Below are 15,601 nucleotides of genomic sequence, written 5' to 3'. Positions count from 1 at the left end.
GATGATTATCTTCTTTGACGGATAGCTTCATATAAGAAAGCTCCACAAGCAACAGATACATTTAAAGATTCAATCCCTCCAAACATAGGTAGCTTAGCTTTCTCATCGATAATCTTTAATACTGATGGATTGATCCCTTTGTCTTCACTACCCATAATGATAGCTAAAGGCACATTAAGTTCTGCATCATATATTTCTTTTTCTGCTTTCTCCGTAGCACCTAGAGTGATTACACCAGATCCTTGAAGATAGAATACAGCATCTTTAATATGATCTACTTTACAGATAGGAATATTAAATACAGCACCAGCTGAAGTTTTAACTGTATCTCCATTTACAGGAGCTGCACCATTCTTAGAAACAATGATACCGTCAGCACCACAGCATACTGCAGTACGTATGATAGCTCCGAAGTTTCGCGCATCTGATATTTGATCAAGAATAACGAATAGAGGTTTCTCTTTAGCTTCTAATACACCTTCTACTAATGTCTCTAAAGAAACAAAAGAGATAGGAGATATATTAGCCACAGCACCTTGGTGGTTCTTGTTTGTAAGTTTATTAAGCTTTTCGATAGGCACGTACGAAAAGTTAATGTTGTTCTTCTTTAAGCTTTTTAATAAAGAATTCATTAAGTCTCCAGAAGCATCTTTCTGAATGAATACTTTATCAATATCTTTTCCTGCTTCTACGGCTTCGATTATCGCGCGAATACCAAATATTTGATTGTCCTGTTCCATGGGGCAAAGTTAGTTATAATATATTTCTAAAAAACGCGCAAAGATAGATTAATGTAATAGAGCATGTTTAAAATTAGTGTGTATATTTTGTTAATGCCTTTTTTTGACTATGTCTAGGGCCATCTTGTTTTAAAAGATGGTCATGTTATTTAATAAGTAAAAGGATTTTAAAAGCCTAAGTAAAGGCTATAATAATGGAACAGGTTTAAATAGTTTTTTTTGGTAAGATTGAATTTTGATGTGATATATATTATAGGTGAAATTCTTTTTAGTGAGTTGACTAATAATCCTGGCATTAGATAGCTAGAAATCTATTCTACACTAAGAATAATGAAGCTATTGGGATAGTCAAATTACTTTTAGTAAGCTTCTGAGTATATATGTATACTAGTTATAAAACAAATTAGGCTCTAATCCTTTGTTTTTCGAGTTGCTTTTGCTTAGAATGTCTATTTGGTTTAAGATTTCAGTAAAAGAAGGTGTATGTGTAAATGAGTTTACTGATTAAATATCATCATGAATTTCCTATGAATAAAAGGATCCTTCGATAAAATGGTTTGGTAATAGCTTTAAAAACGTGATATTAGTAGAGGTCGGACTGTTTTTTGTAGAAGAAATAATCTTTAACTGTTTTTTAGGGCTATTATGAATTGAATTGTAGCTATTTAAATGTGCTGAATTGATAAAGAATCGTAGATATAATTGTTGATAACTTTTTTGAAATAGTTGAAAAGGAAAGAAAAAGTTATTGAGAGCAGTATTTAGGATTAAAAAAATTAATTATGTTGAAAATTAATGCTTTGTGATTTGAATAATTGAAAAATAGTTATACATTTGCAACCCCGTATATAGTGCGGAATAATATATTGTAGAAATTATTAATAAACATTATGCCAACAATTCAACAATTAGTAAGAACAGGGAGAACCCAATTGACTAAGAAGAGTAAATCGGTTGCTTTGGATTCTTGTCCTCAAAGAAGAGGGGTTTGTACGCGTGTTTATACTACTACACCAAAAAAACCTAACTCTGCAATGCGTAAAGTTGCAAGGGTACGTTTAACAAATGGTAATGAAGTAAACGCATACATCCCAGGTGAAGGACACAATTTACAAGAGCACTCGATAGTATTAGTTAGAGGTGGAAGGGTAAAAGATTTGCCAGGTGTTAGATACCACATTGTACGTGGTGCTTTGGATACTGCAGGAGTAAGCGGTAGAACTCAAAGAAGATCTAAGTACGGAGCAAAACGTCCTAAAGACAAAAAATAATCGTTTAAACGTTTAAGAAGAAGACATGAGAAAAAGACAGGCGAAAAAGAGACCTCTTTTACCAGATCCAAAATTTAATGATCAATTAGTGACGCGTTTTGTGAACAACTTAATGTGGGACGGTAAGAAATCAACGGCTTTTAAAGTATTTTATGATGCTTTAGCAATCGTTGAAGAGAAAAAACAAGATGAAGAAAAAACTTCATTAGAAATCTGGAAAGAAGCGTTAACTAACGTTATGCCACACGTAGAGGTTCGTTCTCGTCGTGTTGGAGGAGCTACATTCCAAATTCCAATGCAAATTCGTCCAGATAGAAAAATCTCTATGGCGATGAAATGGATGATTTTGTATGCTAGAAGAAGAAATGAGAAATCTATGGCTGGAAAATTAGCGTCTGAAATCTTAGCTGCTGCTAAAGAAGAAGGAGCTGCTGTTAAAAAGAGAATGGATACTCATAAAATGGCTGAAGCTAATAAAGCATTCTCTCACTTTAGATTTTAATCCATACAGAAACTATATACAATGGCAAGAGATTTAAAATATACAAGAAACATTGGTATCGCTGCACACATCGATGCTGGTAAGACTACAACTACTGAACGTATTTTGTTCTACACTGGTAAAAACCATAAAATGGGAGAGACTCACGAAGGATCTTCTACTATGGACTGGATGGAGCAAGAGGCTGAAAGAGGGATTACTATTACATCAGCAGCTACTACTTGTACTTGGAATTTCCCAACAACTCAAGGAGCTGTAATACCTGAGTCTATGGAGTACCACTTCAATATTATTGATACTCCTGGACACGTTGACTTTACTGTAGAGGTAAACCGTTCTTTACGTGTATTAGATGGATTAGTATTCTTATTTAGTGCAGTTGATGGTGTTGAGCCTCAATCTGAAACTAACTGGAGATTAGCTGATAACTATAAAGTTCCACGTATGGGATTCGTTAACAAGATGGACCGTCAAGGATCTAACTTCTTAATGGTTTGTCAGCAAGTAAAAGATATGTTGAAATCAAACGCAGTGCCAATCGTTTTACCTATTGGTGATGAAGCAGATTTCAGAGGTATCGTTGACTTAGTTAAAAACCGTGCGATTGTATGGCATGATGAGAATCATGGTTCTACTTTTGACGTGGTAGCTATCCCAGAAGATATGTTGGCTGAAGTAAAACAATACAGAGGTCAGTTAATCGAAGAGATTGCTGCTTATGATGAGAATCTTCTTGAGAAATATATGGAAGATGAGAATTCAATCACAGAGGATGAAATTCACGTTGCTTTACGTGCTGCTACTCTTGATATGAGTATCATCCCTATGACTTGTGGATCATCATTCAAAAATAAAGGAGTTCAGTTCATGTTAGATGCTGTTTGTCGTTATTTACCTTCTCCAATGGATAAGGAAGCTATCGAAGGTACAGATCCTGATACTGAAGAGCCAATTATGCGTAGACCAGCTGTTACTGAGCCTTTCGCTGCATTAGCATTTAAAATCGCTACTGACCCATTCGTAGGTCGTTTAGCTTTCTTTAGAGCTTATTCAGGACACTTAGACGCTGGATCATATGTGTTAAATACTCGTTCTGGTAATAAAGAGCGTATTTCTCGTATCTACCAAATGCACGCTAACAAACAAAACCCAGTAGAATATATTGAAGCTGGAGATATTGGAGCTGCTGTTGGATTTAAAGATATCAAAACTGGAGATACTTTATGTGATGAAAAACATCCTATCGTATTAGAAAGTATGGTATTCCCTGATCCAGTAATCGGTATCGCTATTGAACCAAAAACAAAAGCGGATATGGATAAAATGGGTACTGCTTTAGCTAAATTAGCTGAGGAAGATCCAACTTTTACAGTTAAGACTGACAAAGCGTCTGGACAAACTGTAATCTCTGGAATGGGAGAGTTACACTTAGACGTGTTAATCGACCGTATGAGACGTGAGTTTAAAGTTGAAGTTAATCAAGGAGAACCACAAGTTGAGTACAAAGAAGCTCTTACACGCGATGCACAACATAGAGAAGCTTATAAAAAGCAATCTGGTGGACGTGGTAAATTTGCTGATATTGTTTTCAAAATGGGACCTGCTGATGACGTTGATGGAAAACCATTCGTTGGATTACAGTTCGTAAATGAAGTTAAAGGTGGTAACGTTCCTAAAGAATATATCCCTTCTGTAGAGAAAGGATTTAGAGAGGCGATGAAACAAGGACCTTTAGCTGGATTCGAAATGGATTCAATGAAAGTAACTTTAACTGATGGTTCTTACCACGCGGTTGACTCGGATGCATTATCATTCGAATTAGCAGCTAAAATGGGATATAAAGCTGCTGCTAAAGCTGCTGGAGCGATCATTTTAGAGCCTATCATGAAGTTAGAAGTATTGACTCCTGAAGAGAACATGGGTGATATCGTTGGAGATTTGAACCGTCGTCGTGGACAAATCAACAGTATGGATGACAGAAATGGTGCTAAAGTTGTTAAGGCTTCTGTTCCATTATCAGAGATGTTTGGTTATGTAACTACATTAAGAACATTATCATCTGGTAGAGCTACTTCTACAATGGAGTTCTCTCACTACTCTGAAACACCATCAAACATTTCAGAGGCAGTAATCACTAAAGCAAAAGGAAACGCTTAATTTTAGAGTAAAATGAGTCAAAAAATCAGAATAAAATTAAAATCTTACGATCATATGTTGGTTGATAAATCAGCTGAGAAAATCGTAAAAACTGTAAAAAGTACAGGAGCAGTAGTAACTGGACCTATTCCATTACCTACTCATAAAAAAATCTTTACTGTTCTTCGTTCTCCTCACGTGAACAAGAAAGCTAGAGAGCAGTTTGAATTAAGTTCATACAAAAGATTGTTAGATATCTATTCTTCATCTTCTAAAACTATTGATGCTCTAATGAAATTAGAGTTACCTAGTGGAGTTGAAGTAGAGATCAAAGTGTGATAATTACACGCTAACAGAAAAATCTATAACTAAGTATTAAGATTGTATAGAGGTCTTAATACTTAGTCCCTTTAGAAAAATAAAAGAATTTATAATTAATAATTAATATTATGTCTGGGTTAATTGGTAAAAAAATCGGCATGACAAGTATTTTCGACGAAAATGGAAAAAACATTCCATGTACAGTAATCGAATTAGGTCCAAATGTCGTTACCCAAGTCAGAACCATTGAGGTTGACGGGTATGAAGCGTTACAACTAGGTTTCGATGACAAGACAGAGAAACATGCTACTAAAGCTGAGTTAGGTCACTTTAAGAAAGCTGGAACATCTGCTAAAAGAAAAGTCGTTGAAATTAAGGAATTCGCTGGAGAGTATAAATTAGGTGATGTTATCACTGCTGATTTATTCAACGAAGGAGAGTTTGTAGACGTACAAGGTATTTCAAAAGGTAAAGGTTTCCAAGGGGTAGTTAAACGCCACGGATTTGGTGGAGTTGGACAAGTTACTCACGGACAAAAAAACCGTTTAAGAGCACCTGGATCAGTAGGAGCTTCTTCTTATCCTTCTAGAGTATTCAAAGGAATGCGTATGGCAGGAAGAATGGGAGGAGTAAATGTAACAGTACAAAATCTTAGAGTTTTAAAAGTAGTAGGTGATAAAAATCTACTTGTTGTTAAAGGAGCAATTCCAGGACACAAAAACTCTTACGTAATCGTTCAGAAGTAATGGAAGTAAAAGTTTTAGATATCACAGGAAAAGATACTGGTAGAAAGGTTGAACTTTTAGATTCAGTATTCGGTATAGAACCAAACAATCACGCAGTATATCTTGATGTTAAACAATATTTAGCAAATCAAAGACAAGGTACTCATAAAGCTAAAGAAAGAGCTGAGATATCTGGAAGTACTCGTAAGATTAAAAAACAAAAAGGAACAGGAACTGCGAGAGCAGGAAGTATTAAATCTCCAGTGTTCCGTGGAGGAGGTAGAGTTTTCGGTCCAAGACCAAGAAGTTACTCTTTCAAATTGAACAAAGGTTTAAAACGTTTAGCGAGAAAATCTGCTTTTTCTATCAAAGTAAAAGAATCAAATTTAATCGTTGTTGAGAACTTTAATTTCGAAGCACCAAGTACTAAAGATTTCATCAAAGTATTAAGTGGTTTAGGATTAGAAAATAAAAAATCTCTATTTGTGTTTGGTGAATCAAATAAAAATGTATATTTGTCATCACGCAATTTAGGGAAGGCTGCTGTTGTAACTAACTCTGAATTAAGTACTTACGGTATTTTAAATGCTGGAAGTTTAGTGTTAACTGAGGGTTCTGTAGCAGGAATAGTAGAAAATTTAAGTAAATAATAGGAATATGAGAGTTTTAATTAAGCCTATAATTACAGAAAAAGTAACTAAAGACGGCGAAATATTCGGACGTTTTGCGTTCGTTGTTGATAGAAAAGCAAACAAAATTGAAATTAAAAAAGCGGTTGAGGCTGCTTATGGAGTTTCAGTTGTTAACGTTAATACTATGAACTATGCTGCGAAGCGTTCTGTTAAGTTCACGAAAAGTGGTATGATCAACGCTAAAACTAATGCTTTTAAGAAAGCAATAGTTGAATTGAAAGAAGGAGATAATATAGACTTTTATTCAAATATCTAATAAATAATGTCAGTTAGAAAATTAAAACCTATTACCCCAGGTCAGCGTTTTAGAGTTGTAAATAGTTTTGACGCTATAACAACTGATAAGCCGGAGCGTAGTTTACTAGCACCGAAAAAAAAATCTGGAGGTAGAAATAGTCAAGGAAAAATGACCATGCGCTACATGGGTGGTGGTCATAAACAAAGATACCGTTTAGTTGATTTTAAAAGAACTAAAGTTGGTATCCCAGCTACTGTTAAATCAATCGAGTATGATCCAAACCGTACTGCATTTATCGCGTTAATCGCTTATGTAGATGGAGCTAAGTCATACATCATTGCTCAAAGCGGTATGCAAGTAGGACAAACTGTAGTTTCAGGAGCAGATGTATCACCAGAAGTTGGTAATGCAATGCCTTTAAGCAAAATTCCTTTAGGAACTGTTATATCTTGTATCGAATTACGTCCTGGACAAGGAGCTGTTATCGCTCGTTCAGCTGGTACTTTCGCTCAGTTAGTTGCTAGAGATGGTAAATATGCTACTATCAAAATGCCATCTGGAGAGATCCGTTTGATTTTGTTAGAATGTATGGCTACTATCGGAGCAGTATCTAATCACGATCACCAATTAATCGTTTCTGGTAAAGCTGGTAGATCAAGATGGTTAGGTAGAAGACCTAGAACTAGACCAGTAGCAATGAACCCAGTAGATCACCCAATGGGAGGTGGAGAAGGTCGCTCATCAGGAGGACACCCACGTTCTAGAAACGGGATGCCTGCTAAAGGGTACAGAACTCGTTCTAAAGTTAAGTCGAGTAATAAGTATATCGTTGAACGTAGAAAGAAATAAAAGATTAAGACATGGCACGTTCGTTAAAAAAAGGACCTTATGTTCACTTTAAGTTAGAGAAAAAAGTTCAAGTAAACGTAGAAAGTGGAAAAACTGGAGTAATCAAGACTTGGTCTAGAGCTTCAATGATTACACCAGACTTCGTTGGACAAACTATCGCAGTACATAATGGTCGTCAGTTTGTTCCTGTTTATGTAACAGAGAACATGGTAGGACACAAATTAGGGGAGTTTTCACCAACTAGATCTTTTAGAGGTCACGCTGGTGCAAAGAATAAAGGTAAAAAATAATAAGAAGCTATGGGAGTTCGTAAAAGAGAAAGAGCTGAGCAGATAAAAGAAGCTAACAAACAAGTTGCTTTTGCAAAGCTAAACAATTGCCCTACTTCTCCTAGAAAAATGCGTTTAGTAGCGGATTTAGTAAGAGGACAGAAAGTAGAAAAAGCTCTAAATATATTAAAATTCAGTTCAAAAGAAGCTTCTCGTAATTTAGAGAAATTACTTTTGTCTGCAATTGCTAACTGGCAAGCGAAAAACAGCGAAGCAAATATTGAAGAAGCTGGATTGATCGTGAAAGAAATCAGAGTAGATGGAGGAATGATGTTAAAAAGACTTCGTCCTGCACCTCAAGGTAGAGCACACAGAATCAGAAAACGTTCTAACCACGTTACAATCGTGTTAGGATCTAGTAATAACACACAAAGCAATTAATAAGCAGTATGGGACAAAAGACTAATCCAATCGGGAATCGCCTTGGTATTATCAGAGGATGGGACTCAAACTGGTATGGTGGAAATGACTACGGTGATAAAATCGCTGAAGATCACAAGATCAGAAAGTACATCCATGCTCGTTTATCAAAAGCTAGTGTATCAAAAGTAATCATCGAGAGAACTTTGAAACTTGTAACCGTTACTATCACTACAGCTAGACCTGGTATCATTATCGGAAAAGGTGGACAAGAGGTAGACAAGTTAAAAGAGGAATTGAAAAAGATTACTGATAAGGAAGTTCAAATCAATATCTTTGAAATCAAACGTCCTGAATTAGACGGATATTTAGTGGCTGCTAGTATCGCTCGTCAAATTGAAAGCAGAATTTCTTACCGTAGAGCAATCCGTATGGCTATTGCTGCAGCGATGAGAATGAATGCAGAAGGAATCAAAGTTATGATTTCTGGTCGTTTAAACGGTGCTGAAATGGCTCGTTCTGAGACTTTCAAAGATGGTAGAATTCCGTTGTCAACTTTCAGAGCAGACATCGATTATGCACTTGCAGAAGCTCACACTACTTATGGTAGAATGGGAATCAAAGTGTGGATCATGAAAGGTGAGGTTTACGGTAAAAGAGATCTTTCTCCGTTAGCTGGAATGGATAAAAAACAATCTAAGTCAGCAGGATCTCCAAAAGGAAAACCAAACCCACGCAAAAGAAAGTAATTTTTAAACTGAAGAAAAATGTTACAGCCTAAAAGAACAAAATACCGTAAGGTACAGAAAGGTAAAATGAAAGGGATTTCTCAAAGAGGGCATGAACTTTCAAATGGTATGTTTGGAATCAAATCTATGGACTCTGCATTTATAACTTCACGTCAAATCGAGGCAGCACGTATTGCTGCTACTCGTTTCATGAAACGTGAAGGGCAGTTATGGATCAAAATATTTCCAGACAAACCTATTACTAAGAAGCCTCTAGAAGTACGTATGGGTAAAGGAAAAGGTGCAGTAGAATACTGGGTTGCTGTAGTTAAACCAGGAAAAATTATGTTCGAAGTTGGTGGAGTGCCAATTTCAGTAGCAAAAGAAGCATTACGCTTAGCTGCTCAAAAACTTCCTGTAAAAACTAAATTTGTAATTGCTAGAGATTTCGAAGCATAATAAAATTTTTATCATGAAACAATCAGAAATAGTAAATCTATCTGTAGCTGAATTACAAGAGCAACTTACGCAGTTGACTAGCACATATAATAACTTAAGATCTGCTCACGCAATTTCTCCAATCGAGAATCCATTACAACTAAGAGATGTAAGAAGAAGTATTGCGAGAGTGAATACAGAGTTAAGTAAAAGAGAGTTACAATAATTGTATTCTGCCGAAAGATGGAAAATAGAAAATTAAGAAAAGAGAGAATAGGTGTTGTTACTAGCAACAAAATGGAGAAATCTATTGTTGTGTCTGAAACAAAGAGAGTAAAGCACCCATTATATGGTAAGTTCGTGTTGAAAACTAAGAAATACGTTGCACACGACGAAACAAATGATTGCAACATTGGTGATACTGTAAAGATTATGGAGACACGTCCATTATCTAAATCAAAATGTTGGAGATTAGTTGAAATCATTGAAAGAGCGAAATAATTATGGTACAACAAGAATCTAGACTTAAAGTAGCAGATAATACGGGAGCAAAAGAAGTTTTGACTATCCGTGTTTTAGGAGGAACGAAACGTCGTTATGCCTCTGTAGGTGATAAAATTGTAGTTTCAATTAAAGAAGCAACTCCAAACGGAAGCGTGAAAAAAGGTAGCGTTTCGACAGCAGTTGTAGTTCGTACTAAAAAAGAAGTGAGAAGAGCTGATGGATCTTATATCAGATTTGACGATAACGCATGTGTATTGTTAAATGCTGCAGGTGAGATGAAAGGAACTCGTGTTTTTGGTCCGGTTGCAAGAGAGCTTCGTGAAAGACAATTCATGAAAATTGTATCATTAGCACCTGAGGTGTTATAATTCGTTCTAAACATGATTAAGCTAAAGATAAAAACAGGAGATACTGTACGCGTTATCGCAGGTGACTACAAAGGAACTGAAGGTAAAGTTGTACGTATTTTACGTGAAAAAAACAAAGCTATTGTTGAAGGGGTGAATATTGTTTCAAAACACGTGAAGCCAAGTGCTTCAAACCCTCAAGGTGGAATTGTTAAAAAAGAGGCTCCTATCCAAATCTCTAACTTAGCGATCGTAGATCCTAAGACAAATGATATTACGAAAGTAACTATCAAAAATGAGAATGGAAAAAATGTAAGAGTTTCTAAAAAATCAAATCAAGTATTATAGTTATGGCTTATATACCAAGACTTAAAGAAGAATATAAAAGCAGAGTTATCTCTGCTCTTACTGAGGAATTCGGTTATAAAAACGTGATGCAAGTTCCAAAACTTGAGAAAATCGTTGTGAGCCGTGGAGTTGGTGCTGCTGTTTCTGATAAAAAATTAGTTGATTACGCTGTTGAGGAATTAACTAAGATTACAGGACAAAAAGCAGTTGCTACTATCTCAAAGAAAGACGTTGCTACTTTTAAATTAAGAAAAGGAATGCCAATTGGTGCAAAAGTAACGTTACGCGGAGAGAGAATGTATGAATTTTTAGATCGTTTAGTAACTTCTGCTTTACCACGAGTAAGAGACTTTTCAGGTATTAAATCTGATGGTTTTGATGGAAGAGGAAATTATAACTTAGGTGTTACTGAGCAAATCATTTTCCCTGAAATCAATATCGATAAAGTTAACAAAATCGCTGGTTTTGATATCACTTTCGTTACATCTGCTAACACAGATAAAGAAGCGAAATCTTTACTTGCTGAATTAGGATTACCTTTTAAAAAGAATTAAGTATGGCTAAAGAATCAATGAAAGCCCGTGAGGTTAAAAGACAAGCATTAGTTGACAAATATGCAGCTAAAAGAACAGCTCTTTTAGAAGCTGGTGATTACGAAGGATTACAAAAGTTACCTAAAAATGCTTCTCCAGTACGTTTACACAATAGATGTAAATTAACAGGAAGACCTAGAGGGTATATGCGTCAATTCGGTATTTCTCGTGTTACTTTCCGTGAGATGGCAAATAACGGTTTGATACCTGGAGTAAAAAAGGCAAGTTGGTAATTAAGATTTAAAGGTAAAAACATGTATACAGATCCAATAGCAGATTTCCTTACAAGAATTAGAAATGCTGTGAGAGCTAACCATAAAGTGGTTGAGATTCCAGCATCGAATTTCAAAAAAGAAATCACAAAAATATTATTCGATCAAGGATATATCTTAAGCTATAAGTTTGATGATAGTTCAGTTCAAGGAACAATCAAAATAGCTTTGAAATATGACAAAGACACAAAAGAGTCTGTGATTAGAGATATCCAAAGAATTAGTAAACCAGGTTTGCGTAAATACGCTTCTGCATCAGATCTTCCAAGAATCTTAAATGGTTTAGGAATCGCTATCGTGTCAACATCTAAAGGGTTGATGACAGGTAAACAAGCGAAACAATTGAATGTTGGTGGAGAGGTTGTTTGTTACGTATACTAATTTAAAAAGACTACGAGATGTCAAGAATAGGTAAAAGTCCAATAGCGATCCCTGCAGGAGTAACGGTAGACGTTAAAGAAGGAGAGGTTGTTGTAAAAGGTAAATTAGGAGAGCTTTCTCAAAAGTTTGATACAATCAGTATTAAAATTGAAGAAGACCAGGTAATTGTTGAGCGTTCTTCGGATGATAAAATTGAAAGAGCAAAACACGGATTATACCGTAGTTTAATCAACAATATGGTTAAAGGAGTTTCAGAAGGATTTACTATCAGTTTGGAATTGGTTGGGGTAGGATATCGTGCTGCTAACCAAGGACAAAAGTTAGATTTAGCTTTAGGTTTCTCTCATAATATCGTGATGGATATTGCAACAGAAGTTACAGTGGAAACTATATCTGAAAAAGGTAAGAATCCAATTATTAAGTTGACTTCATTTGACAAACAATTAGTTGGTCAGGTAGCAGCAAAAATCCGTTCATTCCGTAAACCAGAACCTTACAAAGGAAAAGGTATCAAGTTTGTGGGTGAAGAGTTAAGAAGAAAAGCAGGTAAATCAGCTTAAAAATTAAGACTATGTCATTAACAAAATCTGAAAGAAGACAACGTATTAAATTCAGAATTAGAAAGATTGTAAGCGGTACAGCTGCTAAACCAAGACTTTCTGTATTCAGAAGTAATAAAGAAATCTATGCACAAATCATAGATGACGTGAATGGAGTAACTTTAGCTGCAGCATCTTCAAGAGAAGCTGGTATAGCAAGAGGAACCAATATTGAAACTGCTGCATCGGTTGGGAAACTAATTGCAGAGAAAGCTTTGAAAGCTGGTGTAGAAACTGTATCTTTCGATAGAGGAGGTTATTTATACCACGGTCGTGTTAAATCATTAGCTGAAGGCGCTAGAGAAGCTGGATTAAAATTCTAATTAGTTATGTATCAAAATTATAAAAACGTAGAATTTGTAAAACCAACTGGTCTTGATCTTAAAGATCGTTTGGTTAGTGTAAACCGTGTTACTAAAGTTACTAAAGGTGGTAGAGCTTTCGGGTTCTCAGCTGTGGTAGTTGTAGGTGACGAAAACGGTGTAGTGGGTCATGGTTTGGGTAAGTCAAAAGACGTTTCTGAAGCAATCGCTAAAGCAGTAGAGGATGCAAAGAAAAACTTAGTTAGAGTTCCTTTAAATGGTCATACTATTCCTCACGAACAAAAAGGAAAATTCAGTGGAGCAAGAGTCTTATTGATGCCTGCATCATTAGGTACTGGAGTTATTGCTGGAGGTTCTGTGAGATCAGTTGTGGAATCTGTAGGGATTAAAGATTTATTATCTAAATCTCAAGGTTCTTCAAATCCTCACAACGTTGTGAAGGCTACTTTTGACGCTTTATTACGTTTAAGAAGTGCTTCTACAGTTGCAAAACAAAGAGGAATTTCTTTAGAAAAAGTATTTAAAGGTTAATTTGAGAGAATTATGTCAAAAATTAAAGTAAAACAAGTAAGAAGCCAAATCAATTGTCCTCTTGTACAAAAGAGAACATTAGAGGCTTTAGGACTTCGTAAGATTGGTCAAGTTGTAGAACATGATGCTACATCTGCAATCTTAGGAATGGTAAGTAAAGTTCAACACTTAGTTTCTGTAGAAGAGGCTAAATAATATTGTAGAGTATGAATTTAAGTAATTTACAACCAGCAAAAGGTTCAGTACACAATCAAAACAAACGTCTTGGTCGTGGTGAAGGGTCTGGTAAAGGAGGGACTTCTACAAAAGGACATAAAGGTGCTAAATCACGTTCAGGATATTCTAAAAAGATCGGATTTGAAGGAGGGCAAATGCCACTTCAAAGACGTGTTCCTAAATTTGGTTTCAAAAACATCAATAGAGTAGAGTATGATGTTATCAACTTAGAAAGATTACAATCTTTAGTTGATAGCGGAGTAGTTAAAGATACTGTTGATTTTGCTCTTTTAGTTGAGTTAGGATTAACTTCTAAGAATAGTTTAGTTAAGGTTTTAGGGCGTGGAGAGATTAAAGCAAAATTAAAAGTTTCTGCACACAAGTTTTCAGCATCTGCAATAGAGGCAATCGAAGCAGCTGGTGGAGAAATTGTAACGTTATAAAATCTTAATAGACAAGATGAAGAAGTTTTTTGAAACATTAGCCAGTATTTGGAAAATAGAAGAGTTAAAGAACAAAATCTTGATAACTTTAGGGTTATTGCTTGTGTACCGTTTTGGTACACAAGTTACCCTTCCAGGTATTGACGCAACGAAATTGCAAGCTTTAACTGACCAGACTGATCAAGGTATCGGTTGGTTAATAAATGTTTTTACAGGTGGTGCATTTGCGCAAGCATCTGTATTTGCATTAGGTATTATGCCTTATATTTCTGCTTCCATAGTAGTTCAGTTGATGGGAATGGCTGTTCCTTATTTACAAAAACTACAAAACGATGGTGAAAGCGGTAGAAAGAAGATGAACCAAATAACAAGATGGTTGACCATTGGTATTACTTTATTACAGGGGCCTAGTTACATCTATAACTTGTATGTGCAATTACCACCAGACGCATTTTTGTTAGGTTTCAACTCTTTCTCATTCTTGTTTTCTTCAGTAATTATACTAGTGACCGGAACTGTTTTTGCAATGTGGTTAGGTGAAAAAATTACTGATAAAGGTATCGGAAACGGAATTTCATTATTGATCATGGTCGGAATTATTGCTAGATTACCGATGTCTTTTATACAAGAATTCCAATCAAGAATGACTGGAACTAATGGAGGACCAATGTTGGTAGTTATAGAAGTAATTTTATGGTTGTTAATCATTGTTGCTTGTATCTATTTAACTCTTGCAGTGAGACGTATACCGGTTCAATATGCAAGAAGAAGTGCTTCAGGAACTTATGATCAATCTATGTTAGGCGGTAATCGTCAGTGGATTCCATTAAAGTTAAATGCATCAGGAGTTATGCCAATCATTTTTGCTCAGGCAATTATGTTTGTGCCAGCTGCAGTAGCTGGTTTATCAACTTCAGATACTGCTAAATCGATCAGTACAACATTTCATAATGTGTTCGGTTGGGAGTATAATGCACTTTTTGCTTTATTAATCATAATTTTTACGTACTTTTACACCGCAATTACAGTACCTACTAATAAGATGGCCGATGATCTAAAGAGAAGTGGTGGTTTTATACCAGGTATTAAACCAGGTAGTGAGACAGGCGATTTCTTAGATAGAATCATGTCTTTAATCACATTCCCAGGATCTCTTTACTTAGCTTTGATAGCAGTTTTTCCTGCAATCGTAGTTAGTTTATTAGGAGTTCAACAAGGTTGGGCAATGTTTTATGGAGGTACATCATTATTGATTATGGTTAGTGTTGTAATCGATACAATTCAACAAGTCAATGCTTATTTATTGAATAAACAATATGATAGCATGATGACAAGTGGTAAAAATAGAAGAGCAACAGCTTAGTTTTTATGGCAAAACAATCAGCAATAGAACAAGACGGAGCAATTATAGAAGCATTATCAAATGCTATGTTCCGTGTGGAATTAGAAAATGGACACGTAGTAATCGCACATATTTCTGGTAAGATGCGTATGCATTATATCAAATTATTACCTGGAGACAGAGTAAAATTAGAAATGAGCCCTTACGACTTGACCAAAGCAAGAATTACTTATAGATATTAAAGAGGCTATTAAAATGAAAGTAAGAGCATCAGTTAAAAAAAGAAGTGCCGAGTGCATTATAGTACGTAGAAAAGGTAGACTTTACGTTATTAATAAAAAGAATCCTAGATTTAAACAAAGACAAGGATAAT

General features: G+C 35.5%; 28 protein-coding genes. 27 read left to right on the top strand and 1 reads right to left on the bottom strand.

Annotated elements, in window-relative coordinates:
- Positions 1-5: 5 nt before the first annotated feature.
- Positions 6-740 (bottom strand): 23S rRNA (guanosine(2251)-2'-O)-methyltransferase RlmB, encoded by a 735-nt coding sequence (rlmB, locus tag CF599_RS00225; protein ID WP_121964039.1) that lies wholly within the window; start codon positions 738-740, stop codon positions 6-8.
- 890 nt (positions 741-1,630) lie between these two features.
- Between rlmB and rpsL the strand changes: the two genes are divergently transcribed.
- The 27 genes from rpsL to ykgO all read left to right on the top strand — a co-directional run bounded on the left by rpsL (position 1,631) and on the right by ykgO (position 15,600).
- Positions 1,631-2,011: a 30S ribosomal protein S12 gene (rpsL, locus tag CF599_RS00220; protein WP_090410210.1), complete on the top strand. Its 381-nt coding sequence runs from the start codon at positions 1,631-1,633 to the stop codon at positions 2,009-2,011.
- A 25-nt stretch (positions 2,012-2,036) separates the two neighbouring features.
- Complete coding sequence (gene rpsG, locus CF599_RS00215; RefSeq protein WP_121964038.1) at positions 2,037-2,513, top strand: 30S ribosomal protein S7; 477 nt, start codon at positions 2,037-2,039, stop codon at positions 2,511-2,513.
- A gap of 21 nt (positions 2,514-2,534) precedes the next feature.
- Positions 2,535-4,670 (top strand): elongation factor G, encoded by a 2,136-nt coding sequence (gene fusA / locus CF599_RS00210; RefSeq protein WP_121964037.1) that lies wholly within the window; start codon positions 2,535-2,537, stop codon positions 4,668-4,670.
- A gap of 12 nt (positions 4,671-4,682) precedes the next feature.
- On the top strand, positions 4,683-4,988 hold the full coding sequence (gene rpsJ, locus CF599_RS00205; protein WP_006259497.1) for a 30S ribosomal protein S10: 306 nt from the start codon (positions 4,683-4,685) through the stop codon (positions 4,986-4,988).
- Between the two features lie 110 nt (positions 4,989-5,098).
- Positions 5,099-5,716, top strand: a complete 618-nt coding sequence (gene rplC, locus CF599_RS00200; protein WP_121964036.1) for a 50S ribosomal protein L3 — start codon at positions 5,099-5,101, stop codon at positions 5,714-5,716.
- A complete protein-coding gene (rplD, locus tag CF599_RS00195; RefSeq protein ID WP_121964035.1) occupies positions 5,716-6,345 on the top strand; it encodes a 50S ribosomal protein L4 in 630 nt (209 codons plus the stop codon). The genes rplC and rplD overlap by 1 nt, the downstream gene beginning before the upstream one ends.
- A 7-nt stretch (positions 6,346-6,352) precedes the next feature.
- Positions 6,353-6,643, top strand: a complete 291-nt coding sequence (rplW, locus tag CF599_RS00190) for a 50S ribosomal protein L23 (protein WP_121964034.1) — start codon at positions 6,353-6,355, stop codon at positions 6,641-6,643.
- A gap of 6 nt (positions 6,644-6,649) precedes the next feature.
- Positions 6,650-7,474, top strand: coding sequence for a 50S ribosomal protein L2 (gene rplB / locus CF599_RS00185; RefSeq protein ID WP_121964033.1), 825 nt, complete (start codon positions 6,650-6,652; stop codon positions 7,472-7,474).
- Between the two features lie 11 nt (positions 7,475-7,485).
- A complete protein-coding gene (gene rpsS / locus CF599_RS00180; RefSeq protein WP_121964032.1) occupies positions 7,486-7,764 on the top strand; it encodes a 30S ribosomal protein S19 in 279 nt (92 codons plus the stop codon).
- A gap of 9 nt (positions 7,765-7,773) precedes the next feature.
- Positions 7,774-8,184 carry a 50S ribosomal protein L22 gene (rplV, locus tag CF599_RS00175; RefSeq protein ID WP_121964031.1) on the top strand — a complete coding sequence of 137 codons (411 nt, stop codon included), beginning with the start codon at positions 7,774-7,776 and terminating at the stop codon, positions 8,182-8,184.
- A gap of 8 nt (positions 8,185-8,192) precedes the next feature.
- On the top strand, positions 8,193-8,912 hold the full coding sequence (rpsC, locus tag CF599_RS00170; protein WP_121964030.1) for a 30S ribosomal protein S3: 720 nt from the start codon (positions 8,193-8,195) through the stop codon (positions 8,910-8,912).
- A gap of 18 nt (positions 8,913-8,930) precedes the next feature.
- The gene (gene rplP / locus CF599_RS00165; protein ID WP_006259489.1) at positions 8,931-9,350 is read left to right on the top strand and encodes a 50S ribosomal protein L16; all 420 of its coding nucleotides are present in this window, start codon (positions 8,931-8,933) and stop codon (positions 9,348-9,350) included.
- A gap of 13 nt (positions 9,351-9,363) precedes the next feature.
- On the top strand, positions 9,364-9,555 hold the full coding sequence (rpmC, locus tag CF599_RS00160; RefSeq protein ID WP_121964029.1) for a 50S ribosomal protein L29: 192 nt from the start codon (positions 9,364-9,366) through the stop codon (positions 9,553-9,555).
- Between the two features lie 17 nt (positions 9,556-9,572).
- Positions 9,573-9,830, top strand: coding sequence for a 30S ribosomal protein S17 (gene rpsQ / locus CF599_RS00155; protein WP_121964028.1), 258 nt, complete (start codon positions 9,573-9,575; stop codon positions 9,828-9,830).
- A 2-nt stretch (positions 9,831-9,832) separates the two neighbouring features.
- Positions 9,833-10,201, top strand: coding sequence for a 50S ribosomal protein L14 (gene rplN / locus CF599_RS00150; protein WP_121964027.1), 369 nt, complete (start codon positions 9,833-9,835; stop codon positions 10,199-10,201).
- Positions 10,202-10,213: 12 nt separating this feature from the next.
- On the top strand, positions 10,214-10,528 hold the full coding sequence (gene rplX, locus CF599_RS00145) for a 50S ribosomal protein L24 (protein ID WP_121964026.1): 315 nt from the start codon (positions 10,214-10,216) through the stop codon (positions 10,526-10,528).
- A 2-nt stretch (positions 10,529-10,530) separates the two neighbouring features.
- Positions 10,531-11,082: a 50S ribosomal protein L5 gene (rplE, locus tag CF599_RS00140; protein ID WP_121964025.1), complete on the top strand. Its 552-nt coding sequence runs from the start codon at positions 10,531-10,533 to the stop codon at positions 11,080-11,082.
- A gap of 2 nt (positions 11,083-11,084) precedes the next feature.
- Positions 11,085-11,354: a 30S ribosomal protein S14 gene (gene rpsN / locus CF599_RS00135; RefSeq protein ID WP_006259483.1), complete on the top strand. Its 270-nt coding sequence runs from the start codon at positions 11,085-11,087 to the stop codon at positions 11,352-11,354.
- Positions 11,355-11,375: 21 nt separating this feature from the next.
- Positions 11,376-11,774 carry a 30S ribosomal protein S8 gene (gene rpsH / locus CF599_RS00130; RefSeq protein WP_010251728.1) on the top strand — a complete coding sequence of 133 codons (399 nt, stop codon included), beginning with the start codon at positions 11,376-11,378 and terminating at the stop codon, positions 11,772-11,774.
- A gap of 17 nt (positions 11,775-11,791) precedes the next feature.
- Positions 11,792-12,334, top strand: a complete 543-nt coding sequence (gene rplF / locus CF599_RS00125; protein ID WP_121964024.1) for a 50S ribosomal protein L6 — start codon at positions 11,792-11,794, stop codon at positions 12,332-12,334.
- Between the two features lie 11 nt (positions 12,335-12,345).
- A complete protein-coding gene (gene rplR / locus CF599_RS00120; protein ID WP_121964023.1) occupies positions 12,346-12,696 on the top strand; it encodes a 50S ribosomal protein L18 in 351 nt (116 codons plus the stop codon).
- Between the two features lie 6 nt (positions 12,697-12,702).
- Positions 12,703-13,227, top strand: coding sequence for a 30S ribosomal protein S5 (rpsE, locus tag CF599_RS00115; RefSeq protein ID WP_006259479.1), 525 nt, complete (start codon positions 12,703-12,705; stop codon positions 13,225-13,227).
- A 12-nt stretch (positions 13,228-13,239) separates the two neighbouring features.
- Positions 13,240-13,422, top strand: coding sequence for a 50S ribosomal protein L30 (rpmD, locus tag CF599_RS00110; RefSeq protein WP_006259478.1), 183 nt, complete (start codon positions 13,240-13,242; stop codon positions 13,420-13,422).
- A gap of 11 nt (positions 13,423-13,433) precedes the next feature.
- A complete protein-coding gene (gene rplO / locus CF599_RS00105) occupies positions 13,434-13,886 on the top strand; it encodes a 50S ribosomal protein L15 (RefSeq protein WP_121964022.1) in 453 nt (150 codons plus the stop codon).
- A 16-nt stretch (positions 13,887-13,902) separates the two neighbouring features.
- Positions 13,903-15,249 carry a preprotein translocase subunit SecY gene (gene secY / locus CF599_RS00100; RefSeq protein WP_121964021.1) on the top strand — a complete coding sequence of 449 codons (1,347 nt, stop codon included), beginning with the start codon at positions 13,903-13,905 and terminating at the stop codon, positions 15,247-15,249.
- Positions 15,250-15,254: 5 nt separating this feature from the next.
- Positions 15,255-15,470, top strand: a complete 216-nt coding sequence (gene infA / locus CF599_RS00095; protein ID WP_002987492.1) for a translation initiation factor IF-1 — start codon at positions 15,255-15,257, stop codon at positions 15,468-15,470.
- A gap of 13 nt (positions 15,471-15,483) precedes the next feature.
- Positions 15,484-15,600, top strand: a complete 117-nt coding sequence (gene ykgO, locus CF599_RS00090; protein WP_002987490.1) for a type B 50S ribosomal protein L36 — start codon at positions 15,484-15,486, stop codon at positions 15,598-15,600.
- Position 15,601 lies beyond the last annotated feature (1 nt).

Source organism: Myroides sp. N17-2 (assembly GCF_002286775.1).
GTDB lineage: Bacteria > Bacteroidota > Bacteroidia > Flavobacteriales > Flavobacteriaceae > Flavobacterium.
The sequence above is the reverse complement of the archived record's forward strand: the minus strand, read 5'-3'. Positions and strand labels throughout refer to the sequence as shown.